Here is a 26,516-nt window from a genome sequence, read left to right on the forward strand (position 1 = left end):
GATCGGAGTCTCCTGGCTCATGATCGCACTCCCGCTGCTCGGCGCCGCGGTCCTGCTGCTGGCCGGGCGTCGCTCCGACCGCTGGGGTCACCTCCTCGGCGTCGCGATGTCCCTGGGCGCCTTCGTGGTGGCGGTCGCCGCCTTCGTCGAGATTCTCGGCCTGCCCGAGGCCCAGCGCCGCCAGGGTGTCCCGCTCTACCAGTTCATCCCCGGCGTCGCCGACATGGGGCTGCTGATCGACCCGCTGTCGATCAGCTTCGCCCTGCTGATCACCGGTGTGGGATCGCTGATCCACATCTACTCGATCGGCTACATGTCGCACGACGTCGACCGGCGCCGGTTCTTCGCCTACCTGAACCTGTTCGTCGCGGCGATGCTCCTGCTGGTGCTGGCCGACAACTACGTCGCCCTGTTCATCGGCTGGGAGGGCGTGGGCCTGGCCTCGTACCTGCTCATCGGGTTCTGGCAGTTCAAGCCCTCGGCGGCGGCCGCGGCGAAGAAGGCCTTCATCGTCAACCGCGTCGGCGACTTCGGCCTGCTGATCGCGATCTTCACGATCTTCACGACGTTCGGCACGGTCGCCTTCGGCGAGCTGTCCGGCGCGACCGTCGACGGGGCGCTCCAGTCCGGCGGCGCCTCGCAGGGCACGATCACCGCGATCGGCCTGCTGCTGCTCCTGGGCGCCTGCGGCAAGTCGGCCCAGCTGCCGCTGCAGTCGTGGCTGCTGGACGCGATGGAGGGCCCGACCCCGGTCTCGGCCCTCATCCACGCGGCGACCATGGTCACCGCGGGCGTCTACCTGGTCGTCCGCTCGGGCGCGTTCTTCGAGGCCGCCCCCACCGCGCAGCTGGTCGTGACGATCGTCGGTGTGGCCACGCTGCTCGCCGGTGCGATCATCGGTTGCGCCAAGGACGACATCAAGAAGGGCCTCGCGGGCTCGACGATGTCGCAGATCGGCTACATGATGCTCGGCGCGGGCCTCGGCCCGGTCGGCTACGCGTTCGCCATCGCGCACCTCATCGGGCACGGCTTCTTCAAGGCCAACATGTTCCTCGGGGCGGGCTCGGTCATGCACGCCATGAACGACGAGGTCGACATGCGCAAGTACGGCGGGCTGTTCTCGGTGATGAAGGTCACCGCGGTCACCTTCATCGTCGGCTACCTCGCGATCATCGGCTTCCCGCTGCTGTCCGGTTACTTCACCAAGGACGGCATCATCGAGACGGCCATGCACCACAACGCGATCCTGGGCTGGCTCGCGGTCCTGGGCGCGGGCATCACCGGCTTCTACATGTCGCGGATGGTCTTCATGACCTTCTTCGGCAAGAAGCGCTGGGCCGACGACGCGCACCCGCACGAGTCGCCCTCGGTGATGACCGTGCCGCTGATCCTGCTGGCGATCGGCTCGATCTTCCTGGGCGCATTCATGGTCCTGGACAACCGGCTCATGAGGTTCCTCGCCCCGGCGGTCGGCGCGCCCGCGAAGCTCCCCGAGTTCCACCCCTTCAGCGTCCCCGGCCTGGCCACGCTCGCGCTGGTCGCCGTCGGCGTCGTCTTCGCCTGGTTCCGCTACGGTGCCGCCGAGGTGCCCCGGGTCGCCCCGCGCGGCTCGTTCGTCACCACCTTCGCCCGCCGTGACCTGTACGGCGACGCGCTGAACGAGGCGCTGTTCATGCGCCCCGGCCAGTGGCTGGCCCGCATCGCGGTGTTCTTCGACAACCGCGGCATCGACGGCCTGGTCAACGGCCTGGCGGCGGGGATCGGCGGGACCTCCGGGCGGCTGCGCCGCATCCAGACCGGCTACGTGCGGTCCTACGCGTTGTCCATCCTCTTCGGTGCCGCCGTGGTCGTTGGCGCGCTGCTCTACGTAGGGAACATGTGATGCCCTGGCTCTCGACCCTGATGGCCGTGCCCGTTCTGGGCGCGGTGGGTGTCTCCCTTGTCAAGAGTGACAAGCTCGCCAAGCAGCTGGCCCTGGTGGTCTCGCTGGTCGTGCTGGCGTTGACCGGCGTCCTGGCGGCGCAGTTCGACCCGGCCTCCGGGACGCGCTTCCAGTTCGCCGAGGTCTACGAGTGGATCCCGCGCTTCGGCGTCCACTACGGCGTCGGCGTCGACGGCATCGCCCTGGTGCTGATCGCGCTGTCGGCGATCCTCGTGCCGATCGTGATCCTCGCCTCCTGGCACGACGCCGACGGCTCCGGGGCCGCGGCCCCGCCCAAGCGGTCGGTGAAGACCTACTTCGCGCTGCTGCTGGTGCTGGAAGCGATGATGATCGGCGTCTTCGCGGCGACCGACGTCTTCCTGTTCTACGTCTTCTTCGAAGCCATGCTCATCCCGATGTACTTCATGATCGGGTCGTACGGCGGGGCGCAGCGGTCCTACGCGGCCGTGAAGTTCCTGCTGTACTCGCTCTTCGGCGGCCTGCTCATGCTGGTCGCGGTGATCGCGCTCTACGTGGTCGCCGGGAAGAACACCTTCATGTTCCCCGAGCTGATCGCGGCCGTCCAGGACCCGACCACGCAGAAGTGGCTCTTCGCGGGCTTCTTCATCGCGTTCGCGGTCAAGGCGCCGCTGTGGCCGTTCCACACCTGGCTGCCCGACGCCGCCGCGCAGGCCCCGGCCGGCGCCGCGGTGCTGCTGGTGGGCGTGCTGGACAAGGTCGGCACGTACGGGATGCTCCGCTTCTGCCTGGAGCTGTTCCCCGAGGCGTCGAAGTTCTTCACCCCGCTGGTGATCGTGCTGGCGGTCGTGGGCATCGTCTACGGCGCGATCGTGGCCATCGGCCAGACCGACATGAAGCGCCTGATCGCCTACACCTCGATCTCGCACTTCGGCTTCATCGCGCTGGGCGTCTTCGCGATGACCGCGAACGCGGGCGCGGGCGCCACCCTCTACATGGTCAACCACGGCTTCTCGACCGGCGCGCTGTTCCTGATCGCCGGCTTCCTGATCTACCGCCGGGGTTCCAGCCAGATCGCCGACTACGGAGGCGTGCAGAAGGTCGCCCCGCTGCTGGCGGGCACCTTCCTGATCGCCGGCCTGTCCGGGCTCTCCCTGCCGGGTCTGTCCACGTTCGTCAGCGAGTTCATGGTCCTGCTCGGCACCTACCAGCGCTACCCGGTCCCGGCGATCATCGCGACCAGCGGTGTCGTCCTGGCGGCCGTCTACATCCTGTGGATGTACCAGCGCATGATGACCGGCGCCCCGAAGGAGCCGGCGTACGCCGTGCCCGGTTCCCCCGAGGAGGCGGCGCAGGCCCTGCCCGACTCCCCGAAGAAGCCGGTGCTCGGCCTGCCCGACCTCAACCTGCGTGAGATCTTCGTGGTGGCCCCGCTGGTCGCGGTGCTCCTCGTGCTGGGCTTCTATCCCAAGCCGGTGCTTGACGTGATCAACCCCGCGGTGGACAAGACGCTCAGCAGTATCAACATCGAACAGCCCAAACCCGCCGTGGCGGACCAGAAGGGGGCCGGGCAGTGAACGACGCCATCATCCAACCCCCGACGATCGAGTACGCGCTGCTGTCGCCGATGCTGCTCGTGTTCGGCGCGGCCATCATCGGCGTGCTGATCGAGGCGTTCGCGCCCCGCTACCTGCGCAAGTCGATTCACATGCCGCTCACGCTGCTGGCCCTGGTCGGCGCGTTCCTGATGACCGTGCTCAACGCCGTCAACGGTCTGCCGGACGCCCCGGCGGCGATGGGCTCGGTCGCGGTGGACGGTCCCTCCCTGTTCATCTGGGGCATCATCCTCGTGCTGGCCCTGGTCAGCACGCTCCTGATCAATGACGAGGAGCAGTTCGTCGCGCAGGCGGCGGCGGTGCCGGGAAGCCCCGACGAGGAGGAGGCGATCCTCAGCGGGTACGCCCAGACCGAGGTCTACCCGCTGCTGCTGTTCTCCGTCGGCGGCATGCTGCTCTTCGCCTCCGCCAACGACCTGCTGATCATGTTCGTCGGCCTCGAGGTCATGTCCCTGCCGCTGTACCTGCTCTGTGGCCTGGCCCGCCGTCGCCGCCTGCTCTCGCAGGAGGCCTCGGTCAAGTACTTCCTGCTCGGCGCGTTCTCCTCGGCCTTCTTCCTGTACGGGATGGCCCTGATCTACGGCTACGCCGGGTCGGTGGACCTGCGGGCCATCAGCGACTCGCTCAGCACGGTCAGCGGCCAGGAGACCCTGCTGCTGATCGGCACCGCGATGCTCGGCATCGGCCTGCTCTTCAAGATCGGAGCCGCGCCGTTCCAGGCGTGGAAGCCTGACGTCTACCAGGGCGCGCCCACCGCGGTCACCGCCCTGATGGCCTCCACCGTGCTCGTCGCGGCCTTCGGAGCCGTTATGAGGGTCTTCTGGGTGGCTCTGGGCGGTCTTGAGTGGAACTGGAAGCCGGTCATGTGGGGCGTCGCGATCCTGACGATGATCGTCGGCGCGGTCCTGGCCATCACCCAGACCGAGATCAAGCGGATGCTCGCCTACTCCTCGATCGCGCACGCGGGCTTCCTGCTCACCGGCATCGTCGCGGTCGGCGCCGCCGAGCAGAACGCCCAGGCCCTGTCGGCCATCCTGTTCTACCTGGCCGCGTACGGCTTCACCACGGTCGGCGCCTTCGCGGTCGTCACCATGGTGCGCGACGCGGGTGGCGAGGCCGGGCACCTGTCCCGGTGGGCCGGCCTGGGCAAGCGTTCCCCGGTCCTGGCGGGCATCTTCGCCTTCTTCCTGCTCGCCTTCGCCGGCATCCCGCTCACGAGCGGCTTCTTCGGCAAGTACGCCGTCTTCTCGGCGGCGGTCGCCGGGGACGCCCTGCCGCTCGTCGTCGTGGGTGTGGTCAGCTCGGCGATCGCGGCGTTCTTCTACGTCCGCGTCATCGTGCTGATGTTCTTCAGCGAGCCCGCCGCCGACGGGCCGTCCATCGCGGCACCCACGGTGGGCACCTCGGCTGTGGTCACCCTCGCGGCAGCGGCTACGGTAGTGCTCGGGGTCTTCCCGCAGCCGGTGCTCGATCTCGCGGATCAGGCTGCGTCCGCGCTGTTCATTCGCTAGAGGAGTAACGTTTCATGGCTGCGCCACCGGTTGTTGATCTTCCGTTCGTCGACGAGCGGCTGGCGCAGGACGTCGCGACCGGACTGGCAGAGGTCGAGAAGCTGCTGCGGTCCTCGGTGCAGAGCGAGGACGCCTTCGTCACGGAGGCGTCCAAGCACCTCATCGAGGCCGGCGGCAAGAGGTTCCGGGCCATGCTGGCCCTGCTCGCCGCCCAGTTCGGCTCGCCGCAGGCCGCGGGTGTGGTGCCCGGGGCCGTGGTGATCGAGCTGACCCACCTGGCGACGCTCTACCACGACGACGTGATGGACGAGGCCCCGGTCCGCCGGGGCTCCCCGTCGGCGAACGCCCGCTGGGACAACACCGTGGCCATCCTGACCGGCGACTACCTGTTCGCCCAGGCGTCGGAGATCCTCGCGGACCTCGGTGCCGACGTCATCAGGATCCAGGCCCAGACGTTCTCCCGCCTGGTGCGCGGCCAGATCCGCGAGACCGTCGGCCCCCGCCCCGGCGACGATCCGGTGGCCCACTACATCGGGGTGCTGGCCGACAAGACCGGTTCGCTGATCGCCACCTCCGGCCGGTTCGGCGCCATGCTCAGCGGCGCCTCGCCCGAGGTGGTCGAGCGGCTGACCCGGGCCTGCGAGGCGATCGGGGTGGCGTGGCAGCTCGGCGACGACCTGCTGGACGTCGCCTCGGAGACGATCGAGTCGGGCAAGACCCCCGGAACCGACCTGCGCGAGGGCGTCCGGACCCTGCCGGTGCTCTACGTCCTCGCCTCGGACGCCCCCGAGAGCGCCCGCCTGCGCGAGCTGCTGGCCGGTCCGGTGGCGGAGGAGGACATCGAGGAGACCTTGGGTCTGCTCCGCGCCGACCCCGCCATGGGACGTGCCCGCGCCGAGCTGCTCGCCTGGGCCGACCGCGCCCGCCAGGATCTGATGAGCCTTCCCGACATCCCGGCCCGCTCCGCCTATCTGGCACTGTGCGACTACGTGGTGGAGCGTTCCGGCTGACCACCGCCTGCCCGGCACCGTCTTCTCGGTGCCGTGTGATCATTCGTGGGTTGTCCGGCCGGCCATCGCCCGCCAGGCGGTGTGCGACCACCTCGTGCAGTGGTCCGGCCGGCCCCGTTAGCCTGGAGTCGTGCGACCACGTCGTGAAGCGTTCCGGCCGGCCACCGCAGGCATGATCATCCGGCTCACCCACCCGGTCTGACCGGGTTTTTCGTATGTCTTCCATGATGTTTATTGCATGTAAAAGCAAATATTGTATGTGCATGTAGACTCCTGCCGATAGAACACTCCAGGAGGAATCACCATGTCGTGGGATCGTTTCGCCCTCTTGCACGCGCGCGTGGAGGCGGAGTTGACCAAGGCCCTCCAGCGCGGACACGGCCTCGGGCTGTCGGAGTACCGCGCGCTGGGACGGCTCGCCACCGCTCCCGCCGGCTGCATGCGCATGCAGGAACTCGCCGAGGCCGTGGGGCTCAACCAGAGCTCGGTGACCCGCCTCGTCGCCCGCCTCGAGGAGGCCGGGATGACCCGGCGCGACCTCTGCTCGGACGACCGCCGCGGCGTCTACTCGGTGATCACCGACGAGGGCCGGGCCCGGCTGGCCGGGGCCACGCCCACCTACGAGCGCTCGCTGGCCGCGGCCCTGGAGCAGGCCGGCGTCGACCCGGACCTCACCCCGCTGGTCCTCGCCGTCCGCGGCTCCTGACCGACCCGGTCGCCTTGACGCGGCCCTCCACGGCCCCTGGCGCCACCATGTGGCGCTATGGGGTCTTACGCGGGTTCTTGTACGGGAACGGAGTCGGGAGCCGTCCGGCGGGCCTGAGCGGCCGTCCGGAGGCTGTCCCAGGTGAAGACCGACAACGCCAGCCAGATGACACCGAACCCCAGCCAGCGACTGGGCGGCATGACCTCCCCTATGACGAACACGCCGCACAGGAACTGCAGCAGCGGGGCGATGTACTGCAGCAGGCCGATCGTGGTGAGTGGCACCCGGATCGCGGAGGCGGTGAAGCAGAGCAGCGGGACGGCGGTGACCACGCCCGCCCCGGCCAGCAGGAGCGCGTGGCCCGCCCCCGCGTTGCCGAACGTGCTCGTCCCCTGCTGTCCCAGGTACGCCAGGTAGCCCAGCGCGGGCAGCAGCAGCACCAGCGTCTCGACCGTCATGCTCTCCGCCGCGCCCACCCCCGCGGTCTTCTTGACCAGCCCGTACGTGCCGAAGCTGACGGCCAGCACCAGCGCGATCCACGGCGGACGCCCGTAGTCGACGGTCAGGATGACCACCGCCGCCGTGCCCAGCCCCACCGCGACCCACTGCCACCGCCGCAGCCGCTCCTTCAGCAGGAACACCCCGAAGAGCACGCTGACCAGCGGGTTGATGAAGTAACCGAGCGCGCCCTCGACCACGTGCCCGCTGTTGACGGCGTAGATGTAGACGCCCCAGTTGACCGTGATGATCACCGCTGCCAGGACGAGGAGGCCGAGCTTCCCTGGAGTGCGCAGGAGCTCGCGGAACCAGGACCAGTGGCGCCGTACCGCCAGGATGGCGACGACGGCGACCAGGGACCACGCGATGCGGTGCGCCAGGATCTCCAGGGCGGCCGAGGGCTTCAGGAGCGGCCAGTACAGCGGGAACAGGCCCCACATGCTGTAGGCGGCGATGCCGTACAGGACTCCACGGCGCGTTTCAGGCATGACGCCTATCCTCGCTCCTTACTAGGTTTAATACAATTTAGTAGTGCTTTCTGCTCTGTTAAGCGGGGCTTACGGGAACACGGGAAGGTCGCGCGTGGTTGCCTCCTGGTGAGAACGTGTCAGGAGGAGGTTCACAATGGGCTGGTTGTTCGGCAAGGACAAGACGACGATGGTGTCCCCGGAGAACGCGCTCCCGGGCCGCCCCACGCGGATCACGGCACCCGGCCGCCACGCGGTCCTCGACGCCCCGCTCGCTCCGCCCTACCCCGAGGGAAGCGAGATCGCCGACTTCGGCCTCGGCTGTTTCTGGGGCGCCGAGCGCATCTTCTGGCAGACACCGGGAGTGATCACCACCTCGGTCGGCTACGCGGGTGGCTACACCCAGAACCCGACCTACGAGGAGGTCTGCACCGGCCAGACCGGCCACACCGAGCTCGTCCGCGTCGTCTTCGACCCTGCCAAGGTGTCGTACGAGGAGCTGCTGCGCGTCTTCTGGGAGGCCCACAACCCCACCCAGGGCATGCGCCAGGGCAACGACGTCGGCACGCAGTACCGCTCGGCGATCTACTTCCACTCGCCCGAGCAGGAGAAGTCGGCCCTCACCTCGCGTGACGCCTACCAGAAGGTGCTCACCGAGTCGGGCTACGACCCCATCACCACCGAGATCGCCCCGGCGGGGGAGTACTACTTCGCCGAGGAGTATCACCAGCAGTACTTGTACAAGAACCCGGGCGGTTACTGCGGGATCGGGGGGACCGGGGTCAGCTGCCCGGTCGGCCTGACCTCCGGCGAGGCGTAGACCTGCGGATTCGGCTAGATCCTGGCCCTTGATCGCCCGGTGTGTCCGGTGTCGGTCTTGGGCCGGAGCCGTTTTCGGCGACGACCTTCACCACAGGGGCAAAGCAGCCCATCTGCAGCCCGTCTGCAGCGCGTCGGGCGGTAGCGGGCCGCGCCGCGGCTCTTCGGCCGGTCGCGGTCGGCGACCGCCCACGCGCATGACCACCGCCACGAAGGGCCCGAGACGGCGAAGCTCAACGACGAATGGGACATCAACTCGGGTATCGCCTTTGCAGCTCGTCCATCGCGAGGTCCCAGAAGGACCTGTAACGGTTGGCGCCGGGTAGCTGTGGCGCGAGATACCAGGCTTCCCATTCACCTTCAGCGGTGCTGACGTGGGGATTGAGGAGAGCCACTCCACGGCCTCGCGGGACTCCGGCCGAAAGTATGCCTTGTCAGTGGACGATCGGCCGGTTCGGGTCAGGCCGTTCTCCCGATGAACCGCCGCCGTCCCGGTTGTCACGATCGGACCATGACCGATGAGAGCCCGACAGGCCACCTCCTGTCCTCGCAGCCGCCGCGAAGCGGCCGGCCGGCGGATGAGCGGAAGACAGCGGAGACTTTCACCGTCCGTGCCCGTGCCGAAGTCGCCACGACCCCCTCCGCCGGGTCGGGTTGGCTCCTGCCCGCCGCGCTGATCCTGCTCGGCGCCGTTCCGATGATCGCCGGAGCCGCCCGCCTGACCGAGCTGACGGCCGGCACGGAGATCACGCCGGGAAACGCACGGTTCTTCGCGGCACCCCTGCCCGTGGTGCTGCACATCCTCAGTGTCAGCGTGTACACCATCCTGGGAGCTTTCCAGTTCGCTCCCCGTTTCCGTCGCCGGAGGCCGGGCTGGCACCGCGTCGCCGGGCGGGTCCTGGTCCTCTGCGGCGTCGTCGCGGCGCTTTCTGGCCTGTGGATGACCCTGTTCTACCCCCGACCTGAGGGTGACGGTGATCTCCTCGCCGGCATCCGGCTGGTGTTCGGCTCGGCCATGGTCCTGTCCATCGTTCTCGCCTTCGCCGCGATCCGGCGGCGGGACATCGCCCGGCACCGCGCCTGGATGATTCGTGGTTATGCGATCGGCCTGGGCGCGGGTACGCAGGCGCTGACCCACCTGCCCTGGTTCCTGATTCTCGGGACACCCGGTGAGTTCCCCAGGGCGCTGCTCGTGGCCGCCGGCTGGGTGATCAACCTCGCCGTGGCCGAATGGGCCATCCGCAGGCGGCCGATCGGTCGGAGTCGCACCTCCGCGGGCCGCACCTCCACGGTGGGTGCGAAGCGCATGAAGTCGTAGCGGATGACGCACGAGAAGCCGGCGTCCCAGCGGCACCGGCTCACCGGCCGGGAGGCCGAGGTGTTCGCCCTCGTCGGCCGGGGGTTGTCGAACTCGGAGATCGCCGCCAGGCTCCATCTCGGGGAGACCACCGTGAAGACGCGTCTGGGCAGGGTGCTGGACAAGCTGGAGCTGCGCGACCGCTCACAGGTCATCGCCTTCGCGTACGAGAGCGGGTTCGTCCGTCCCGGCGAAGACTGAAGATCGCGGGCGTTGACACCGCCTACCGGATGACTTCGCGACTCATCGCCGTGGTGGCCAGGATCTGGAGCGCTTCACCGGAGTACCGCTGGGGTTTCGCTCCCGGGGCGGAAGGATCATGGTGTCGCGGGTTTCCCGTTTGCCGCGGTCAGCGCTGTCGGCGTGGGTGGCGGCCGCAGCTGTCACGGCCTTCCCGACGTGGGAACTGTGGCGCGAGCGACTCAGCCTTGAGGAGTACGCCCAGCTCCATGGGGAGACCACCCAGATCTACGGGTACGTGTGCCAGTTCAGCAGCGGATCGACGCTGTCACCGCTCGCCCCGCTCCGTGGTGACCTCGAAGCGGTCATGGAGATCACGACGGGGTGGGCGGTTCCGGCTCTGGTGGTCCTCCTCGGATTTCTCGCGTGTCTCGTCCGCGGGGATCCCGCGACCGTGGGCCGGCGGGTGGCGGGACTCCTCGTCCTGAACGCGGCCGTCGGGCCTCTCGCCTCGCTGCACAGTGAGCGAGGCATGTGCCGCGAGACGATCCCGCTGTTCAGCGCCGGTTGGTTCGGAGCGGTGGCCGACGCCTGGGGAATCACCCAGCTGTGCCTCCTGGTGACCGCGGCGCTGGTGTTCGCCGCGTCCCGGGCGGTGCGGCCCATCACGGGGGACGAGCCTGCCGCGTCCCAGGCCGGGATGATGTGGCGCAGGCCGATCGCGATCCTGGCCGATTACCTGATCGTCGCCACGGTCCTCAGCGCCGTCGCGGGGACGGCCGGATACTTGATCGGCGTCGGCTTCGCACCCCGCATGGGTGCCGGACTCCTGGAGCGAGCCGGGGATCACGTGCCCCCGAACAGAGTGCGGCCCGGGGAAGTGGCCGTCCTAGCAGGGCTGTTCCTTCACGACCGCCTGCTGGGTGCCACGGTGGTGGGCCGGGGTCACGTCGAGCCTCGGCCGGTACGGCCGGCGGGCGGCCAAGGTGTGGTTCGCGATACCGGAGGGTGACGTGGCGCGGTACTGACCGGGGGAGGCGTTCTCGATGGAGCCCTCCGCCGACGCGGGTGTGGTCGTTGGTGCCGGTATCGAGTGTGCGAACCCCCTGGGTTTCCGGGAAATCAAGGTCATTGTCCTCCGTTGGAACGTGACATATGTTCCGGATAGATACCGCCGATACAAGGGAGAAGCCGTGCCCGAACTCGTGGCTCCCCAGCTTGTCGTCAACAGTCGGATGATCTACTTCGGCTGGGTGCCGGCTGATCCGGAAGCCGTCGCGGCCCTGGTGCCCGACGGTCTGAAGCCCATGGCCAACCGCCAGGTCTTCATGAACCAGTACGTCGTCGACCGGCCCGAGCAGACTTCGGGCTTCGGCGCGTACTCGCTCACCTATATCGGGCCGGACCTGGAGGACGCCTACGCTCCCGACGGTGTGACCCCCGGCCGCTGGTGGACGCACTACTTCAACTCCAGTGCGGTGGTGCGCGAGTACGCGGCCGCCCGAGGTGTGCCCGCGACCGCGGGCCGTACCACGATCGAGGTGGGGGACGGGGAACTGGTCGCGACGACCGAGTCGGACGGTGTGCCGGTGATCCGCGCGACCGCGCGGGTCGGCGACACCGGCACGGCGGTCAACCGTGGCCAGTTGCGTTACATCACGGAGGTCGGCGGGCGGAGGCTCAGCGGGATCTATCCGTTCGTGGCGGAACCGGTCGACCCGTTCGAGGTCGTGTCACTGGAGTTCCTGGAGCCGAGCCACTCCGTCTACGCTCTCCGCCCCGCCGAGCCGCTGCAGGTCGTGTGGGGCTTCTACTCGCCCCGGTCGTCCTTCACCTATCCCGGTGGGGAGTCGGTGATGGCCTGACGCCCGTCGATTCCGCGAGATCCCGTTCGGAGATCCGAGGTCGTGGCCACCGCCCGCTCAGCACCGGCTGGGCGGGCAGGGTGACGGGTCGATCCGCGCCCGCGCGGCATCGGTCACACCCCACGGCGGCGCACCACCCGCCGTCACAGTCCGCCTCCGTACTCAACCTCTGTGGTCAGTACACCTAGCCTCCGAACGACGTCCCCCGCGCATGACAGGGCTGCGCGCCTGGGTTCCTCGGGGTCGGCCGGGACGTGGAGGAGGGCCAGGAGACGGCGGCGGAGGTCGCTGAAGCCGGGTACGTCGACGGAACGGGGGTGGCCGAGATCGACCTCGATCTCCTCGGCGATGCGGCCCCTGTCCAGGACGAGGAGCCGGTCGGCGAGAAGGAGCGCCTCTTCCACGTCGTGGGTGACGAGCAGGGCGGCGAAGCCGTGCCTGGCGCGGAGCCTGCCGAACAGAGCCTGCATCTTCAGCCTGGTCAGCGCGTCGAGCGCGCCGAAGGGTTCGTCGAGCAGGAGCAGGTCCGGCTCGCGGACCAGTGCCCTGGCGAACGCCACACGCTGGGACTGCCCGCCGGACAGTTCCGACGGCCAGGCGCCGCGCCGGTCGGCCAGCCCCACCTCCTCGAGCGCTGTCGTCGCGCGCTCCTGGGCGTCCCGGCCGCGGACGCCCAGCGCCACGTTGTCGGCCACCCGTTTCCACGGCAGCAGCCGGTGCTCCTGGAACACGACGGCCTTCGACCCGGAGGCCGTGAAGTCGCCGGTCGCCTCCTCGTCGAGCCCCGCCAGGATCCGCAGGAGCGTGCTCTTGCCCGATCCGCTCTCCCCGAGCAGGGCGACGACCTCGCCCCGCTCGATCCGCAGGTCGACGCCGTCCAGGACCGTCGTGCCGGCGAACACCCGGCGTATCCCGGTGGCGGCTATGACGCTTGCAGGCCGCGCCGCCATGACAGCGTTCTCCTTTCCGCGGTGCGCAACGCCAGGTCGGACAGCAGGCCGAGGGCCGCGTACACGACCAGGCCCAGCACGACGATCTCCGTCTGGCTGAAGTCGCGGGCCTCCATCATCATGAAGCCCAGGCCGCTCTGCCCGTTGACCTGCTCCCCGACGACGAGGCTGAGCCAGCCCGCGGCGAACGCCAGTCGCAGGCCGAGGAACAGGGACGGCATCGCGCCCGGGAGCACGACGTGCCGGATCCGCTCGAGCTGGGTGAGGCCGCAGGTCCGGGCGGCCTCGACCAGCCTCTCGTCGATGTCGCGGATGCCGGCGTAGGTGTTGAGATAGACCGGGAAGAACGCGCCCAGCGCCACCAGGGACACCTTCAGCGACTCCCCGATGCCCACCCAGATGATGAGCAGCGGGACGAGCCCGAGATGCGGCAGCATCCGGGCCGCCTGGACCGGCGGGTCCACGAGGTCGTCCCCGATCCGGAGCAACCCCGCGAGCGCGCCCAGGACGAGGGCGAGCGAGCCTCCGATGAGCAGCCCGAGGGCGGCCCGCTCCACGGATTCCAGCAGGTGCAGGCCGAGGGATCCGTCCAGGGACAACCGCCAGGCCGCCGCCGCGATCTCGCTCGGCGGGGGAAGCTTGTCGGGCGAGAGGACGCCGGCCTGCGCGGCACCCTCCCACCCGGCGACGAGCACGATCGGCGTGATCAGCCGCCGTGGCCTGAACCTCACTTCAGGACGTCCGAGAAGCTCGGGTCGATGAGGCTCTTGACGTCGACCCTGCCGGGAATGAGCGCGAGGTCGGCGAAGCCGTCCGCGATCTGCTGGAGCTCGTCGCCGATCGTGGCGTCCACCTGCGCGAGTGGCTGGGCGCTGCGCTCCAGGGCGCGGCGGGCGACGTCCTCGGGGATCTTCAGCTCGGGGGCGAGCAGCTTGACGCGCTCCTCCGAGTTGGCGATGCCCCAGTCCGTGACCTCGCGGTAGACCTTCAGATACTCGCGTACCAGGTCGGGCTTGTTCCGCAGGGCTTCGGGCGAGACCAGCAGGTACTCGCGGTTGTTGGCCAGGCCGGTGGCGTCGGCGAGGACCTTCACGCCCGGCTGCTCGGCGAGGGAGAAGTACGGGTCCCAGATGATCCAGGCGTCGACCTGGTCGTTGTCGAACGCGGGACGGGCCTCGGCCGGTTTGAGGTACTGGACCTCGATGTCGGTGATCTTCATGTCGTTGGCCTCGAGCAGCTTGACCAGCAGCCAGTTGACGTTCGACCCCTTGTTGAGCGCGACCTTCCTGCCCTTGAGGTCCTTGAAGGAGGTGAAGCCGTTCTTCTCCTTGACCAGGACGGCCTCGCCCTTCGGCACCGGCTCGGAGGTTGCGATGATCTTGAATTTGGTGCCGCCGGCCGCGGCGAAGATCGGCGGGGCCTCGCCCGTCTGGCCGATGTCGACGGCGCCGGCCTTGATCGCCTCGGTCAGGGCGGGACCGCTCTCGAACAGCGACCAGGAGGCGTTCGGAGCGAGTCCCCTGGCCTTGAGCAGGCTCTGCCCGCCGAACCGCTGGTAGCCGACGCGCAGCTGTTCCTTCTCGGCCTTCGTCTCACCTCCCCCGCAGGCGGTGAGGCTGCCGATCAGGGTGAGTACGCCAAACAGGGCAACGACGCGGCGCATAAGGGGCTCCTTGAAGAACGAGGCAAACGGCCGCAAGTATGCCTACTAATCCTACCTTTTGTATAGGGTTAGTGGAGGAGGGGCTCGGACCTCGTGAGCGGTGCGACGACGCCCGCCTTCCGCTCAGCGCAGGTCGGCCATCCGGCGCGTGACATCGGGGTCGCCGAGGAAGCAGCCGATCATGAGGGCGTCCCGCAGCATGGCGAGGGTCTCGGCCTCGGCCTTGGGCTCGGCGTCGTCGCGGCCGGCCTCGACGGCCGCGGCCACTCCCTCGTCTTCGACGGCGATCGGTGCGAGGTCTCCGAGCCCGTCCTTGACCGGATGCGCCGGCAGGTCGCTTGAGCGGCGCCCGGTACCGTCTCTTACCGGGCCACGAGTCTCGCGGCTCGCCGCTGACCATGGAGAACACGAGGGAGACAGCCATGGACACCACCGCCGATCGGATGGCGGCGGCGTACTTCGACGCCATCGAGTTGCTCTGCGAGGTGACGCCGATGGGCTGGTACGCCGAGCGGGGCACCGCCCGTGCGGCGGTGACCCGCGCGGGCGTCGCGACGTTGAACGCGGCCTACGACACGGCGCCGGAACCGGATCGCGAGTCGCTCGACGAGATGGCGACCGAGGTCGGCGGGCAGGGCGCGCCATGGTCGATCATGGTTCGGGGCGAGGCGGGCGACGAGATCGTCGGCCTCGCGGCCCGGCACGGGCTGGTCGAACGCAGTGATCTGTGGCTGCTGGCCTGTGCCGCGGGCGACATCGTGTTCCGGACCGGCGCGGTGGAGCGAAAGCCGGTACGCCAGGTCGGTGCGGCCGAGAGCGACCTCTACACCGAGGCTCTCACCCAGGGCTTCGAAGCTCCCGAGGGCGTCTTCGGCTCGCTGATGGGCGGTGGCGTGCTCGACGCCGACCCCATCACCGGCTATCTGGCCGAGGAGTCCGGACGGCCCACCGGCACCGGGCTCGGGATCCGGGCCCCCGGTGTGGTCGGCGTGTTCAACATCGCCGTCGTCCCGGCCGCACGGAGCCGTGGCCTGGGCCGGGCGATCACCGAGACCGTGCTGCTGGACGGCGTCGCGGCCGGAGCGGACGCGGCCTACCTGCACACCAGCGCGATGGGCCGGCCGCTCTACGAGTCGATGGGTTTCCGCCCCGTGGAGAAGTGGACCGTGTTCGAAGCACGGTGACGGACGAGACAGCCCGATCGAGGAAGAGAATTCATGAACTTCAGTGAGAACGTGCGCTCGGCCTTCCGGCGCGGTGAGAGCGACGCCGTGGTGCGTATGAGCGAGGCCGAGATCGAGCGGGCCCAGGCGGCCGGTGACGCGGCGGGCGAGGTGGAGGCCCGGTACAGCCTGGCCCGGGTCGCCATCCGCGGCGGTGACCTGCCGGGCGGAGAGGCGCGGGCCCGGGAGGCGCTCGCGGTCGCGCTGCGCTCCGATGACCGCGGCCTCGAGGAACGGCCGAGGCACGTGCTGGCCGCCGTGGCGCGCATGTCCGGAGACCTGCTCCGTGCTCGGGATCTGTACCGGGAGAGCATCGCCCTCAACGAGGCGCTCGGCCGGCCCGAGACGGTCAACTCCGAATATCACAACCTCGCGTTCTGCGAGCTGGGCCTGGGCAATCTCGACGTGGCGAGGAAGCTGTTCGCCGAGGGCCGTGAGCGGGTGTGCCGCAACGGCTGGGCCGACTTCGTGCCGTACGTCTGCGTGGCGGGGGCCGCGTACGCCTCGGCCGAGGGCGATCACGCGCGGGCGGCGCGGCTGGCCGGGGTCGCGGACAGCGCGTTCGCGTCGCTCGGCCAGGTACCGGATCCTGACGACGCGGCCGACCTCGCCAAGGTCCGCGCCGCCGCCGTCGAGGCGCTCGGCCCGGACGCCTTCGACGAGGAGTACGCGCGAGGTCGGCTCCTCGATCCGCGTGCGGCCTTCGCCGACGATCGACGCTGACGCGACGGTCCTCCGTCAACCGGCGGGGTCGCGCGGGCGCGGACGTACGGAGATCTCCAGGACGGTGACCCGCGCACCGTCGTCGTCCGTGAGGTGCTCTTCCACATTGGGGCCGGCGATGTCCATGTGGTGGCGGTCCAGCCAGCCGAACAGGTCCTGCCCGGCCTGGATCACGCCGGCGGGCGGGACGACGGCGCGGACGACGGCGCGGGCGGGCAGGACCAGCCGCTCCCCGCCCCGGTCCGTGGTCACCGCCGCGGCGAATCCACCGGTCGGGGGCCGGAGCAGCCAGGTCAGCAGGGTCACGGGCGGTGCCGGGCAGACGGTGGCCAGCTCGGCCGGGTGATCGAGGCGAAGGTGGCATACGCGCAGGTGGCGCGGGCCCACCGTGGTCTGTTGCGGCAGGATCGACATCGGCGTCGCGAGATGGTCCTCCGCGTGAGCCGCGGTCGTGGCCAGGGCGGTGATGTCACGCCGGATGCTCGTCAGGACCTCGGCCACGGCCTGCCGCACCTGTGCCTCGGGCGCGTCCAGCAGGTCGGGGATCTGACGCAGCGACAGGCCGAGACGTCGTAGCGCACGGATGTGTTCGAGCCGGGACAGCTCGGCCACGCCGTACCGGCGGTAGCCGGTGGCGCGGTCCGTCGTGGCGGGCATGAGCAGCCCGATGTGGTGGTAGTGGCGCAGGGTGCGCTCCGAGACGCCGGTCATGCGCGCCAGTTGTCCGATCCGCCACATCTCGACCTCTCGTGTTGACCTTGTCCCTGCGTCAGGGTTCTAGCGTCACCGTCCATGACCGACTCGACCCCTGGAAACCGGCTCACCGGTGTACTGCTGCTGTGCTCGCTCATCGCCATGGTCGCCGGTGCGGCCGTCGTGGTGCCATCGGGGCTTACCCTGAATCCGTCCGATCCCGCCGCCGCGCTGGCCGCGGTGGGCGAGCACGCCGGGCTGCACCTGGCCGAGCTCGCCCTCGACGTGCTGGGCTGGCTGGCGCTGACCGCCGCGGGGCTGGTGATGGCCGCCGGCTCGGCCGAGGCGCCCAGACCGCATCTGGTGGTGCTCGCCGGCGGGCTGCTGGCGGCCGCCGGGCTGGCGGGCATGCTCCACGACGCCGGCAATCTCGCCGTGACCCGGCTGACCGCCGTTCCCGAGGCCGCCGCCGTGGCCGCGGCGGTACTTCTCACCGCCAAGTGGATGGTCAACCTGGCCGGGCTGTTGTGGGTCGCGGCCACCGTCGCCACCGCGACCGGTGTCCCGATGCCCGCGGGGCTTCGCCGGGCCGGTGCGCTCGTCGCGCTCCCGGGGCTGGTCGCGGTCGCGCTTCCGTGGACGACCGGCGTGCAGGGACCGTCGGTCGCGATGGAGCAGCTGGGATACGCCCTTCATCTGCCGATCATGCTGTGGTTCGGCGTGCTGGGCCGGCGATGCCTGCGTGCCGGGTGACCAGGTGACGCGGCTCGGGCGTCGACTCCGGTCAGCGCGCGATCAGCCGGCCTTTCAGGGGAAGAGCGGTGGTCCTGGCGACCCGGCCGTTCTTGATCCAGAGAATCCGGGTGGAGCCTCCGTCGGTGGTGGCGAGTTCCGGGACGGTGTCGCCGTCCACGTCGAGCAGCGCCACGTTGGCCCCGCCCTTCCCGACCCAGTCCGGCCGGCGCGGCCCAATGGCGGAGCCGTACAGGACGGCGACCTCGCCCCGGCCGCGAGCTCCCGCGACGAGGTCGGTGTAGCCGTCCTTGTCGACGTCGCCGGCGGCGAGCGAGCCGGCGTGGTCGTTGGCCGGGTCGCTCGTCCCGGTGATGCCGGGCAGGGCCAGCGTCTTCAGCCGGCGCCTGTCGACGCCCGCGGGACCGCCTCGCAGGACGAGAAGCCTGCCGGTGCCGATTCCGACGATCACGTCGGCGTGCTTGCCGCCGTGGAAACGGCCGACCCGGACCGACCAGCCGAACGGCTCGCGCGTGCACCTGGCGGTGTTCGCCTTGTTGTCGGCACCGTCGGGACCACCCGCGCACGCCTGCGCGTCCATGACGCGGCCGTCCACGTTTCCGCTGGTCACCATGGTGTCTCCGGCGGTCGTCACGCCTCTGGCCGACCCCTTGAACACGTGGACGGCCCCGCCGATGTCGTATCCCGGCCGTCCGGACGGCGCGGTGACCACCAGGTCGTTGTATCCGTCTCCGGTCACGTCTCCGGCCGCCAGCGCGGCGCCGAAGAGACGGCTGTGCTGGCTGAAGCCGACCACTCCCGGCGTGTTCTCGCTGAGGCGCAGTGCCCCGGAGGAGGTGAGACCGCGGCGGGAGCCGTACAGGACGACGGCGGCGCCGCCGTGCGTCGCCGCGCCGTCCAGCGTGGTCTCCGGCGCCCCCACGGCGAGGTCGGTGTAGCCGTCCCGGTTGAGGTCGGAGGTGGTCAGCGCGTTGCCGAAGCCGTGGCCGGTGCCGAGCCGGGGGACACCGCCCTGGCCGGGGGTGAATCGGCCGGTCCGGCCGACATAGCCGTCCGCGCGCCGGCCGTACAGGACGGTGACCGTGCCGCCGGCGCCGACCGCCACGTCCGCGAGGCCGTCACCGTCGAAGTCGCCCGTCGACAGCGCGGTCGCGCGCTGGTCCCGGACCGCCGCTCTGCCCTTCAGCGGCTGGATCGTGAGCGGACCGGCGCCGCCCACCACCAGGTCGGCCCCGCCGTCCCCGTTGACGTCCCCGCGGACGGAACGGGGAGGAAGCGCGGCTCCTGTGGCGAGCACGGTTGCCAGCACGATGACCGCTATGCGAGGGGACATGCAGGGATGGTACGGGAAGGTCTCGTCCATGGGCAGTGGCGGCGGCGGGCCGCGGGGGTGCCGGTGGCCGGATCAGTCGCGGACGGCGCAGAGGAGACGGTTGTTGCCGCGCTGCCAGAGGGTGCCGATCTCGGCGAATCCGGCATCGCGGAGGGCGTCGACGTGTTCGGAGAGCAGGGAGGACTCCGAGCCGTGATGGTCGGCGCCCGCGGTGGTGCGTGCGGTGCGGAGTTCGGCGAAGGCGGGATCCGCGGCGACCGCCTCCCACCACTGGCGCCAGTCCTCGGGGTGGCCGCCGGCGAACGTGCGCAGGGTCTCCCGGTCGTGCACGGTGCGTTCGAGTTGGGCGATGGCCGGAGTGGTGTCGTCGGTCTCCATGTGGTCGCCGTTGAGCAGGAGGCCGCCCGGACGCAGCACGGTCGCCAGCTCGGCGTACATCTTCCGGAGGTCCGGTCCGGAGATCCAGTGCAGCGCGGTGGTGCTCACCGCGACGTCGGCCGGCCCGTCCAGGCCCAGGGACCCGGTCCATCCGGGGGTGCGCAGATCGAGGGAGACGAAGGAGAGGTGCGGGTAGGCGGCCCGGCCGAGGCCGAGCAGCAGGGGGTCCGCGTCGACCGAGATCACTGTCGCCCTGGGCAGCCGTTCCAGGAGGCGGGCGGACAGCGAGCCCGGTCCGCAGCCGAGGTCGATGACCAGCGGGTCGGGGCGGCCCGTCGCCTCGACGGCGTCGATCAGCGCGGTGAAGCGCTCCTCGCGGTCGGGCAGGTAGCCCTCCTGCTGGCGGTCCCAGCGTGCGATCCACTCGAGTGCGGCATCGTGGGTGAGCACCATAGTCTCCTTGTGACTGTCGTATAGCCTTATGACAGTTACAAGCTAGAACGCGAGGATGTAACTGGTCAAGTGGATTTCAACAGTCACGCTGATGCGATCGTTCGGGTGGCCGTGGGGTTGGTCAACGAGCTGACCCCGGGAGAGAGGCGAGGCCGCGACTTCCCGCCGCCACGAGATCTCGCCGCCGCCGCCACGGAGGGCCTGCGCACCGGCCACCCGGACCACCGGGAGGTCACCGAGACGGAGGCCGGTGAGCTCGTCGAGATCGCGGCGCGGCTGCGCGTGGTCTTCGACGCCGTCACGAGGGGAGACGTCGACGCCGCCGCCCTGCGGGTCAACGATCTCCTTGAGGAGACCCGGGCACGGCCGATGCTCGAACGCCACGACGGAGAGCCGTGGCACCTGCACTTCCACGGCCCGGGTGGCACCATGGCGGGCGACTGGGCGGCGAGCTGTGCCACCGGTCTCGCGATCGTGCTGGGAAGCGAGTACCACGACCGTCTCGGCGTGTGCACGGCGCCGCACTGCGACCGGGTCTACGTGGACGTCTCCCGCAACGGTACCCGCCGGTTCTGCGGCACCACCTGCCAGAACCGCGTCAAGACGGCGGCCTTCCGCGCCAGGGGCAAAGGCCTGTGAGGGCGCGCTCCCGACGGCCGCCGATCACGGACCACGGATGCCGGGACACCTGGTGGGCCGGGTACGAGGCCGGCCGTTTCCGTGGTCCCGGCGGCGCCGGAGTCTTCCACGCCGCCGGCCCGACCACCGGCGAAGTCAGCCGACGTGGGCCGGCCCGGCCTCGCGGTTCCTTCCGGCGACCTCGGGCCGGTGCGCGCGGGTCAGCCGGCGACGGTCATGCGCTGGGTGCCGACGACCTTCAGGAGCTGGAGGGACTGGTAGGCGGAAGACCCGGGATCGGCGGTGAAGATGACCACCTGCTCCTCCTAGTCGGGAACGGTCAGGACGTCGAAGTCCAGCTCGATCGGCCCGACCTGCGGATGCCGTACGGTCTGGTGCAGGTGACGCTCGATGTGGAACCGGTGGGAGTTCCACAGGCGGGCGAACTCCTCGCTTCCGGCCACCAGCTCGTCCACCAGGAGCTTCAGCTCCGGATCGTCGGGATAGCGGGTGACGGCCAGGCGAAGATAGCTGACCGCCGTGACGACGAACCGCTCCGGGCCGCCCATGCCGTAATGCCGATGCTCCGGGTCCGGGTGCAGGAAGTAGCGCCGGATGATGTTGCGCTCCTGCCCGGCCAGGGCGGAGAAGTCCTCGAACAGCGCCGCGGACGCCGAGGCCGTGGTCCACACCGCCGTGGATTACGCCCACCCGGAGATGGGTGAGATCGAGCACGACGCCCTGCGGGCGCTGCTGGCCGGACTGGGCGAAGGGGGGACGTTTCTCTACACCAGTACGGGCCTGGTCTGTCCGGACACCCAGGGCGTCACGGTGGACGAGGATCACCCCGTCGACCCGCGGACCTCGCCGCAGCCGTACAAGATCCTCGGTGAGCGGCAGGTCCTGGACACCGGCCACGTGGCGGGCATGGTGATCCGGGCCTCGCTGGTCTACGGCCGGGGCGGGTCCGGGCTGTTGCAGGGCATGGTGGCCTCCGCCCGGCAGCAGGGCGTGGTCACCTACGTCGGGGAGGGCGCCAACGAGTGGTAGTCGGTGCATGTCGACGATCTCGCCGAGCTGTACCTGGCCATGCTGGAGCGCCCCGCGCCCGGGGTCGTCGTCAACGCCGTCGGGCTCGAACGGACCCCCATGCGGCGGATCGCCGAGGCCGTCGCCGAGCTGACGGGTGCGCGTGCCATGTCGATCACCCTTGAGCAGGCGGCCGAGGCGCTGGGACCGTTCGCCGCCACGCTCACCCGCTCGTCACCGCTGGACTCGTCGCGGGCCCGGAGGCTCTTCGGCTGGAACCCCGCCGCCCCGGCGTCCTGGAGGACCTGACATCCGGCTCCTACGCGCAGGCGCCGGACTGATCGGCCCGCTCTCTCGTCAGGGTCCTGCCGTCACCGCCCATGACCGGCTCGACCTCTCTGACCCGTCCGAGACGGACGAACGAGGTGTGGCCGGGTTCGTGCTCAGCCGATGAGGCGTTTGCGCCAGTCGAGGGGGACGACGGTGACGGCCTGCCGGGGATCGCCGTTCCACTCCACCGGAAGGCCGGTCGCCTGGAGCGCGGTCACGATCTCTCGCCCGATGGACGCCGTCGTGTCCGGTGAGCCGTCGAACACGCCGTACAGGAGTGTCAGCCCGTGTCCGGCCGCGGCCGAGTTCGTGCACTGGCTGTGGAAGTAGACGTAGCCTCGGGCGTCCGGTGAGCCCGCCCCCCGGATCTCCGCCTGACCGCAGGTGCGGCAGCAGGTGAAGTTCTCCCTCGCCGTGACGCCCGTGGCCTCCAGGGCGGTGAAGGCCCGGCTGAGCCGTTCCGGGTCCGTCTCCCCCTGCCAGGAGGCCTGCTCCTCGACCCGTTCCAGCCACATCCGGTCCACCAGCCGGCGTGCCTGTTCGGGAGAGACCGGTCGGCGGTTCCCCGACACGAGATGGTCCTCCGCGATCTCGGCCAGCTGCGCCCGCGTCCCGTAACCGCCCACGATCACTTCACGGATGCGTGCGTCGAGAGCCTTACGCTCGTCCTCGTCGAGTGCGAGAGGAGGCGGAGGTTCGGGGACGTCCAGGTCCGACGGGGTCCAGTCCAAGCCGGAGTCCCATTCGTCCTCCGAGCGCGCCCAGCGGGTCATGGCCGCGATCACCGGCTCGGGTTTGCCGAGTACGGTCTGGAAGTGCCGGTCGGGTGCCCCGCCCCGGTGTTCCAGCGCGTAGTCGCCCCCATTCTCGTGCCATACCTGAATGAAGACCTCGGGCAGGTCGGGAATCCGCTGGACGACCAGGAACCTGTCGCCCTGACCGCCCAGCCGGTCGACCAGTTCGGCGAGTTTCCCGGCACTCGCCCGGACGTGCCGGTGACCGTCCTCTGTCAGTACGGTGATCGCGAACATACCGGCCACCCTGGCACAGGGCGCCGACGGGTGACCAGCCCGGAGGGGCGAAGGCGTCCAGTGCGCTCTGCCCCTACCGGCGATCGGGAAAGCAGATCGGCCCATCGGGTGATACCCCATGACCGACATTCGCTCCCGAGAGGCTCTCGATGACAGCCACGCCGGTCGAACGACCGCCAGACCAGTCGCTCGACGACTTCTCCGCGGTCTTCGACGCCTACTTCAGCGAGATTCACGGCTACGTCACCCAGCGACTCGGCCCTGGACAGGCCGAGGACGTGGTGGCCGAGACGTTCCTGACGGCGTTCCGCAAGCGAGCGCGATACGACCCCGCCAGGGCCGGCGTCAGAACCTGGCTGTACGGCATCGCCACCAACCTCGTCGGTAAGCATCGCAGGGCCGAGATCCGCGCGCTGCGGGCCATGAACAGGTACGGCCCCCCAGCCGACTCACCCGGCCACGAGGAACGGGTGGCGGCCCAGGTCAGCGCAGAGAGCCTGCGACCCGCGCTCGCCGAGGCCATCGCCCGTCTCGGGCGGGGCGAGCGCGACGTGCTGCTCCTGACGGCCCTGGCGGGACTGAGCCACGAGGAGATCGCCGCCGCGCTCGGTATCTCCTACGGCACGGTCGGCTCGCGGCTGAGCCGTGCCAGAACCAAGATCCGCGCCGCTCTGGGCGCCGACCCGATGAAGGACGATCATGGATGAACTCACCGAGGTCCGTGAACTGTACGGCCGGCCCGCCCACGACCCGTTCGTGAAGGAGAGGGTGCGGGCACGCGTGCACGCGGCGACCAGGCGGCGCCTGCCATGGCAGGCCGGTGTCGCGGGCCTCGCCGCCGCGGCCGCGGCCGCGGCGGTGATCTTCGTGCCCGGCCTGGCCACCTCCACCCCCGCGCTTTCCCCCGCCCCCCGGATCGGCGCGACCATCTTGTCCGGCCCCTCGATCCTGCTGGCCGCCGCGGCCAAGGCCGAGGCCGCTCCCGAGGGCGCCTACTGGCACGTCAAGCGGCTGAACACGATCCGGTGGGCCAGGCCGTACGGCAAGAAGGGCGACACCTACCAACTGGAGAGTTCCACCATCACCGAGAACTGGATCTCCGCGGAGGGCCGGGCCTGGACCGGCTACAAGAAGCTGGCCACGCGCCCCCTCGACGTGGAGGCGTGGCGCCGCGACGGCTCGCCGACCGAATGGAAGGCGGAGCGCGGTGACTCCTCCATCTCGCCGGGCGAGGGGAAGATGGAGTACGGCGCCTTCTCCACCTCGCCAGGCGAAGGGCATCTGGGCTCGTACAAGGACAAGATGAAGTTCCGGTTCGGCGGCGAGCGGCTGACTCTGGAAGAGATCGGAGCGCTGCCCGCCGACCCCGAGGCTCTGAGGAACCGGACGCTGGAGGCCATCCGTGTCGGGGTCGAGCGCTCCGCGGAGGACCACCTGCCGATGGCGTTGGCGTCGCTGCTGTACGAGCTGCCCGCCTCTCCGGAGGTGCGGGGCGCCGCGTACCGGGCGCTGGCGGCGCTGCCCTTCGTGCGGGTGGAGGGCCCCACCAGGGACCCGCGAGGCAGACCGGGCGTCGCGATCGCGTTCCCCGGCCTGTACGACCGGTCCACCCCGAACAGGTTGATCATCGATCCGGACACCTCGATGGTGCTGGCCTTCCTGAACGCCGGCGTGCCGGGCGGGAACAACGGCACCGAGGTGGTGCTGGAGGCCGGCTGGACCGACTCCGAGCCGGTGGCGCCCTCGGCCGAGTAGGGGATGCCCGGCCACGGACGCGGGGGCACGGTGGCCGGGCACGCTCGCGGTTCGCGGGCGACCGGCGAGGATGAGGTCGTTTTCGCCGAGCTCAAGGCCCGGTCGTCGACCGGCCATCGAGCCGGCCGACCTCAACCCGGTGCTCAAGGAACCGGAGGGCCGGGCGGGACCCCGTCCCGCCCGGCCCCGGTGGCTCAGGCCGCGGCACGGCAGGCCCGTCGGCCTGTCACGCCGCGGTGGACGCGGCGAAGCCGGCGACCGCGCGGGCGAAGTCCTCGGGCTCCTCGAGGTGGCCGAAGTGGCCGCTGTTCTCCAGGATGAGCAGTTCGGAGCCGGGGATCAGCTTGTCGAGTTCGTGTGCCCAGCGCACCCCGCAGATGACGTCGTACCGGCCGGTGATCACCAGGGTCGGTGTGGTGATGCGATGCGGTCCGGGGACAGTTGACCTTGTCTGGAGGGTTGGTGTTACGAAAAGCCACGAATTCCTATTGGTTGGGAACATAACGGACAAATACCTACTCTCCAATTCAGTGGTCAGCGACTGGAATTCCCGGAAGTGGGTCTGGCGGTGCATGAAGAGCCGAGTTACGCTGCCCTCAGTGAGCGCGGTGTCGCTCTTCGATCACGCTGGAGGTCTGCTGTGACTTCAGACGGTGGTACGACGGGAGAAGATCGGGCTGAAGTCCGCATTCCCGTTGTCTTCATGTTCCAGCCGACCCGGTTCGAGACGGTTACGGGTGACCGCTTGGCCGAGTGGGAAAGTCACATGATGCAAAACGTCGGGCTTGGCAACATCGCTGATGCGTTCGCGCTCAAAGCCGCTGGAACACGTACGACCTCCTTTTGTCCGGGCAGCGAACCTTATCCAGACGACTGCGACTGGATCCCGGGGTAGTACACCAGCCCATCGCACCTGATTTGTCATTCAAAATTCCATAAGAAAGGTGTTGATGTGGACTCTGGGGACAGTGCTGCCGTAGAAGGTCAGGCCGATGGTCGCATTCCTGTTGTCTTCATGTTCCAGCCGACCCGGTTCGAGACGGTTACGGGTGACCGCTTGGCCGAGTGGGAAAGTTACATGATGCAAAACGTCGGGATGGGTAACGTCACTGACACGTTCGCGCTCAAAGCGACCGGCACTCATACGATTTCTTTCTGCCCGGGCGGGGAAGCGCCCGATGATTGTGACTGGGCTCCGTGGTGACCAACGGAAACCGGTAACAGAAATCAAGTTCCTACCAGCAGGAGAGCGGGCTTACATGGCCTTCAGCGGTGGTGCGGGAGAGAGTCAGGCCGATGGTCGCATTCCCGTTGTCTTCATGTTCCAGCCGACCCGGTTCGAGACGGTTACGGGTGACCGCTTGGCCGAGTGGGAAAGTTACATGATGCAAAACGTCGGGATCGGTAACGTCACTGACGCGTTCACGCTCAAAGCGACAGGTTCGGCAACATACTCATGGTGCGGTAACAACAGCATCGACGAATGCGACTTTCTTGAACACCCGTAGCGGCAGACCGAAGGCAGTCATTCTTTCATGCACAAATGACTTGCACGCGCTCGCAGTTCAACGCAGGATGTGCGAGTTCTTTAATGTCGACTGTGATGTGGTCGAGATCGATTCTTTTTCCGGTCACCGAGCCGGCCTCACTTGGTC

General features: G+C 69.5%; 31 protein-coding genes. 20 read left to right on the forward strand and 11 right to left on the reverse strand.

Annotation, left to right across the window (positions count from 1 at the left end):
- Positions 1–19: 19 nt before the first annotated feature.
- The 5 genes from nuoL (at position 20) to ACVCAG_RS13575 (ending at position 6,743) form a co-directional block, all read left to right on the forward strand.
- Entirely contained in the window at positions 20–1,882 is a 1,863-nt protein-coding gene (gene nuoL, locus ACVCAG_RS13555) for an NADH-quinone oxidoreductase subunit L (RefSeq protein ID WP_440083992.1), read from the forward strand.
- On the forward strand, positions 1,882–3,477 hold the full coding sequence (locus ACVCAG_RS13560) for an NADH-quinone oxidoreductase subunit M (RefSeq protein WP_440083908.1): 1,596 nt from the start codon (positions 1,882–1,884) through the stop codon (positions 3,475–3,477). The genes nuoL and ACVCAG_RS13560 overlap by 1 nt, the downstream gene beginning before the upstream one ends.
- The gene (nuoN, locus tag ACVCAG_RS13565; protein ID WP_440083909.1) at positions 3,474–5,027 is read left to right on the forward strand and encodes an NADH-quinone oxidoreductase subunit NuoN; all 1,554 of its coding nucleotides are present in this window, start codon (positions 3,474–3,476) and stop codon (positions 5,025–5,027) included. The genes ACVCAG_RS13560 and nuoN overlap by 4 nt, the downstream gene beginning before the upstream one ends.
- Positions 5,028–5,041: 14 nt before the next feature.
- Complete coding sequence (locus tag ACVCAG_RS13570; protein WP_440083910.1) at positions 5,042–6,037, forward strand: polyprenyl synthetase family protein; 996 nt, start codon at positions 5,042–5,044, stop codon at positions 6,035–6,037.
- A gap of 304 nt (positions 6,038–6,341) precedes the next feature.
- Positions 6,342–6,743, forward strand: a complete 402-nt coding sequence (locus ACVCAG_RS13575; protein WP_440083911.1) for a MarR family transcriptional regulator — start codon at positions 6,342–6,344, stop codon at positions 6,741–6,743.
- A gap of 65 nt (positions 6,744–6,808) precedes the next feature.
- Here the strand turns inward: ACVCAG_RS13575 and rarD are convergent, their stop codons facing one another.
- A complete protein-coding gene (rarD, locus tag ACVCAG_RS13580; RefSeq protein WP_440083912.1) occupies positions 6,809–7,729 on the reverse strand; it encodes an EamA family transporter RarD in 921 nt (306 codons plus the stop codon).
- Between the two features lie 136 nt (positions 7,730–7,865).
- Here rarD and msrA point away from each other — a divergent pair, with 136 nt between their 5' ends.
- The 5 genes from msrA to ACVCAG_RS13605 all read left to right on the forward strand — a co-directional run bounded on the left by msrA (position 7,866) and on the right by ACVCAG_RS13605 (position 11,929).
- Positions 7,866–8,528, forward strand: a complete 663-nt coding sequence (gene msrA / locus ACVCAG_RS13585; protein WP_440083913.1) for a peptide-methionine (S)-S-oxide reductase MsrA — start codon at positions 7,866–7,868, stop codon at positions 8,526–8,528.
- Positions 8,529–9,038: 510 nt separating this feature from the next.
- Positions 9,039–9,845 carry a DUF2306 domain-containing protein gene (locus ACVCAG_RS13590; RefSeq protein ID WP_440083914.1) on the forward strand — a complete coding sequence of 269 codons (807 nt, stop codon included), beginning with the start codon at positions 9,039–9,041 and terminating at the stop codon, positions 9,843–9,845.
- A gap of 3 nt (positions 9,846–9,848) precedes the next feature.
- The gene (locus ACVCAG_RS13595; protein ID WP_440083915.1) at positions 9,849–10,085 is read left to right on the forward strand and encodes a LuxR C-terminal-related transcriptional regulator; all 237 of its coding nucleotides are present in this window, start codon (positions 9,849–9,851) and stop codon (positions 10,083–10,085) included.
- A gap of 139 nt (positions 10,086–10,224) precedes the next feature.
- On the forward strand, positions 10,225–11,076 hold the full coding sequence (locus ACVCAG_RS13600) for a hypothetical protein (RefSeq protein WP_440083916.1): 852 nt from the start codon (positions 10,225–10,227) through the stop codon (positions 11,074–11,076).
- A 181-nt stretch (positions 11,077–11,257) separates the two neighbouring features.
- Positions 11,258–11,929: a hypothetical protein gene (locus tag ACVCAG_RS13605; RefSeq protein WP_440083917.1), complete on the forward strand. Its 672-nt coding sequence runs from the start codon at positions 11,258–11,260 to the stop codon at positions 11,927–11,929.
- A 143-nt stretch (positions 11,930–12,072) separates the two neighbouring features.
- Here the strand turns inward: ACVCAG_RS13605 and ACVCAG_RS13610 are convergent, their stop codons facing one another.
- From ACVCAG_RS13610 to ACVCAG_RS13625, 4 genes are all read right to left on the reverse strand, one after another.
- Complete coding sequence (locus ACVCAG_RS13610; protein WP_440083918.1) at positions 12,073–12,879, reverse strand: ATP-binding cassette domain-containing protein; 807 nt, start codon at positions 12,877–12,879, stop codon at positions 12,073–12,075.
- The gene (locus ACVCAG_RS13615) at positions 12,852–13,610 is read right to left on the reverse strand and encodes an ABC transporter permease subunit (protein ID WP_440083919.1); all 759 of its coding nucleotides are present in this window, start codon (positions 13,608–13,610) and stop codon (positions 12,852–12,854) included. The genes ACVCAG_RS13610 and ACVCAG_RS13615 overlap by 28 nt, the downstream gene beginning before the upstream one ends.
- The gene (locus tag ACVCAG_RS13620; protein WP_440083920.1) at positions 13,607–14,542 is read right to left on the reverse strand and encodes an aliphatic sulfonate ABC transporter substrate-binding protein; all 936 of its coding nucleotides are present in this window, start codon (positions 14,540–14,542) and stop codon (positions 13,607–13,609) included. The genes ACVCAG_RS13615 and ACVCAG_RS13620 overlap by 4 nt, the downstream gene beginning before the upstream one ends.
- 123 nt (positions 14,543–14,665) lie before the next feature.
- On the reverse strand, positions 14,666–14,809 hold the full coding sequence (locus ACVCAG_RS13625) for a hypothetical protein (protein ID WP_440083921.1): 144 nt from the start codon (positions 14,807–14,809) through the stop codon (positions 14,666–14,668).
- A gap of 155 nt (positions 14,810–14,964) precedes the next feature.
- Here ACVCAG_RS13625 and ACVCAG_RS13630 point away from each other — a divergent pair, with 155 nt between their 5' ends.
- A complete protein-coding gene (locus ACVCAG_RS13630) occupies positions 14,965–15,726 on the forward strand; it encodes a GNAT family N-acetyltransferase (RefSeq protein WP_440083922.1) in 762 nt (253 codons plus the stop codon).
- 33 nt (positions 15,727–15,759) lie between these two features.
- The gene (locus ACVCAG_RS13635; protein WP_440083923.1) at positions 15,760–16,488 is read left to right on the forward strand and encodes a hypothetical protein; all 729 of its coding nucleotides are present in this window, start codon (positions 15,760–15,762) and stop codon (positions 16,486–16,488) included.
- Between the two features lie 15 nt (positions 16,489–16,503).
- Here ACVCAG_RS13635 and ACVCAG_RS13640 read toward each other — a convergent pair whose 3' ends face one another.
- Positions 16,504–17,226 carry a MerR family transcriptional regulator gene (locus ACVCAG_RS13640; protein ID WP_440083924.1) on the reverse strand — a complete coding sequence of 241 codons (723 nt, stop codon included), beginning with the start codon at positions 17,224–17,226 and terminating at the stop codon, positions 16,504–16,506.
- Positions 17,227–17,280: 54 nt separating this feature from the next.
- Between ACVCAG_RS13640 and ACVCAG_RS13645 the strand changes: the two genes are divergently transcribed.
- On the forward strand, positions 17,281–17,934 hold the full coding sequence (locus tag ACVCAG_RS13645; RefSeq protein WP_440083925.1) for a hypothetical protein: 654 nt from the start codon (positions 17,281–17,283) through the stop codon (positions 17,932–17,934).
- A 31-nt stretch (positions 17,935–17,965) separates the two neighbouring features.
- On the opposite strand, the gene ACVCAG_RS13650 is transcribed toward ACVCAG_RS13645, so the two are convergent.
- Together ACVCAG_RS13650 and ACVCAG_RS13655 are read right to left on the reverse strand one after the other, a co-directional pair.
- Complete coding sequence (locus tag ACVCAG_RS13650; RefSeq protein ID WP_440083926.1) at positions 17,966–19,267, reverse strand: FG-GAP-like repeat-containing protein; 1,302 nt, start codon at positions 19,265–19,267, stop codon at positions 17,966–17,968.
- A 72-nt stretch (positions 19,268–19,339) separates the two neighbouring features.
- The gene (locus ACVCAG_RS13655) at positions 19,340–20,095 is read right to left on the reverse strand and encodes a methyltransferase domain-containing protein (protein WP_440083927.1); all 756 of its coding nucleotides are present in this window, start codon (positions 20,093–20,095) and stop codon (positions 19,340–19,342) included.
- 108 nt (positions 20,096–20,203) lie between these two features.
- Between ACVCAG_RS13655 and ACVCAG_RS13660 the strand changes: the two genes are divergently transcribed.
- Positions 20,204–20,737, forward strand: coding sequence for a CGNR zinc finger domain-containing protein (locus ACVCAG_RS13660; RefSeq protein WP_440083928.1), 534 nt, complete (start codon positions 20,204–20,206; stop codon positions 20,735–20,737).
- Positions 20,738–21,042: 305 nt separating this feature from the next.
- On the opposite strand, the gene ACVCAG_RS13665 is transcribed toward ACVCAG_RS13660, so the two are convergent.
- Positions 21,043–21,408 carry an MmyB family transcriptional regulator gene (locus ACVCAG_RS13665; protein ID WP_440083929.1) on the reverse strand — a complete coding sequence of 122 codons (366 nt, stop codon included), beginning with the start codon at positions 21,406–21,408 and terminating at the stop codon, positions 21,043–21,045.
- Between ACVCAG_RS13665 and ACVCAG_RS13670 the strand changes: the two genes are divergently transcribed.
- Both ACVCAG_RS13670 and ACVCAG_RS13675 read left to right on the forward strand, forming a co-directional pair.
- On the forward strand, positions 21,398–21,766 hold the full coding sequence (locus ACVCAG_RS13670; RefSeq protein ID WP_440083930.1) for a hypothetical protein: 369 nt from the start codon (positions 21,398–21,400) through the stop codon (positions 21,764–21,766). The genes ACVCAG_RS13665 and ACVCAG_RS13670 overlap by 11 nt on opposite strands.
- Before the next feature lie 3 nt (positions 21,767–21,769).
- Positions 21,770–22,054 (forward strand): hypothetical protein, encoded by a 285-nt coding sequence (locus ACVCAG_RS13675; protein ID WP_447189891.1) that lies wholly within the window; start codon positions 21,770–21,772, stop codon positions 22,052–22,054.
- Positions 22,055–22,188: 134 nt separating this feature from the next.
- Here ACVCAG_RS13675 and ACVCAG_RS13680 read toward each other — a convergent pair whose 3' ends face one another.
- A complete protein-coding gene (locus ACVCAG_RS13680) occupies positions 22,189–23,106 on the reverse strand; it encodes a DUF6891 domain-containing protein (RefSeq protein ID WP_440083932.1) in 918 nt (305 codons plus the stop codon).
- A 149-nt stretch (positions 23,107–23,255) separates the two neighbouring features.
- On the opposite strand from ACVCAG_RS13680, the gene ACVCAG_RS13685 reads away from it, so the two are divergent.
- Together ACVCAG_RS13685 and ACVCAG_RS13690 are read left to right on the forward strand one after the other, a co-directional pair.
- Positions 23,256–23,813: a sigma-70 family RNA polymerase sigma factor gene (locus tag ACVCAG_RS13685; RefSeq protein ID WP_440083933.1), complete on the forward strand. Its 558-nt coding sequence runs from the start codon at positions 23,256–23,258 to the stop codon at positions 23,811–23,813.
- Positions 23,806–24,861 (forward strand): CU044_5270 family protein, encoded by a 1,056-nt coding sequence (locus tag ACVCAG_RS13690; protein WP_440083934.1) that lies wholly within the window; start codon positions 23,806–23,808, stop codon positions 24,859–24,861. The genes ACVCAG_RS13685 and ACVCAG_RS13690 overlap by 8 nt, the downstream gene beginning before the upstream one ends.
- Before the next feature lie 226 nt (positions 24,862–25,087).
- On the opposite strand, the gene ACVCAG_RS13695 is transcribed toward ACVCAG_RS13690, so the two are convergent.
- The gene (locus ACVCAG_RS13695) at positions 25,088–25,435 is read right to left on the reverse strand and encodes an alpha/beta fold hydrolase (RefSeq protein ID WP_440083935.1); all 348 of its coding nucleotides are present in this window, start codon (positions 25,433–25,435) and stop codon (positions 25,088–25,090) included.
- A gap of 378 nt (positions 25,436–25,813) precedes the next feature.
- On the opposite strand from ACVCAG_RS13695, the gene ACVCAG_RS13700 reads away from it, so the two are divergent.
- Entirely contained in the window at positions 25,814–26,065 is a 252-nt protein-coding gene (locus tag ACVCAG_RS13700; RefSeq protein ID WP_440083936.1) for a hypothetical protein, read from the forward strand.
- A 55-nt stretch (positions 26,066–26,120) separates the two neighbouring features.
- A complete protein-coding gene (locus ACVCAG_RS13705) occupies positions 26,121–26,369 on the forward strand; it encodes a hypothetical protein (RefSeq protein ID WP_440083937.1) in 249 nt (82 codons plus the stop codon).
- Positions 26,370–26,516 lie beyond the last annotated feature (147 nt).

This window comes from Streptosporangium sp. G12 (assembly GCF_052983175.1).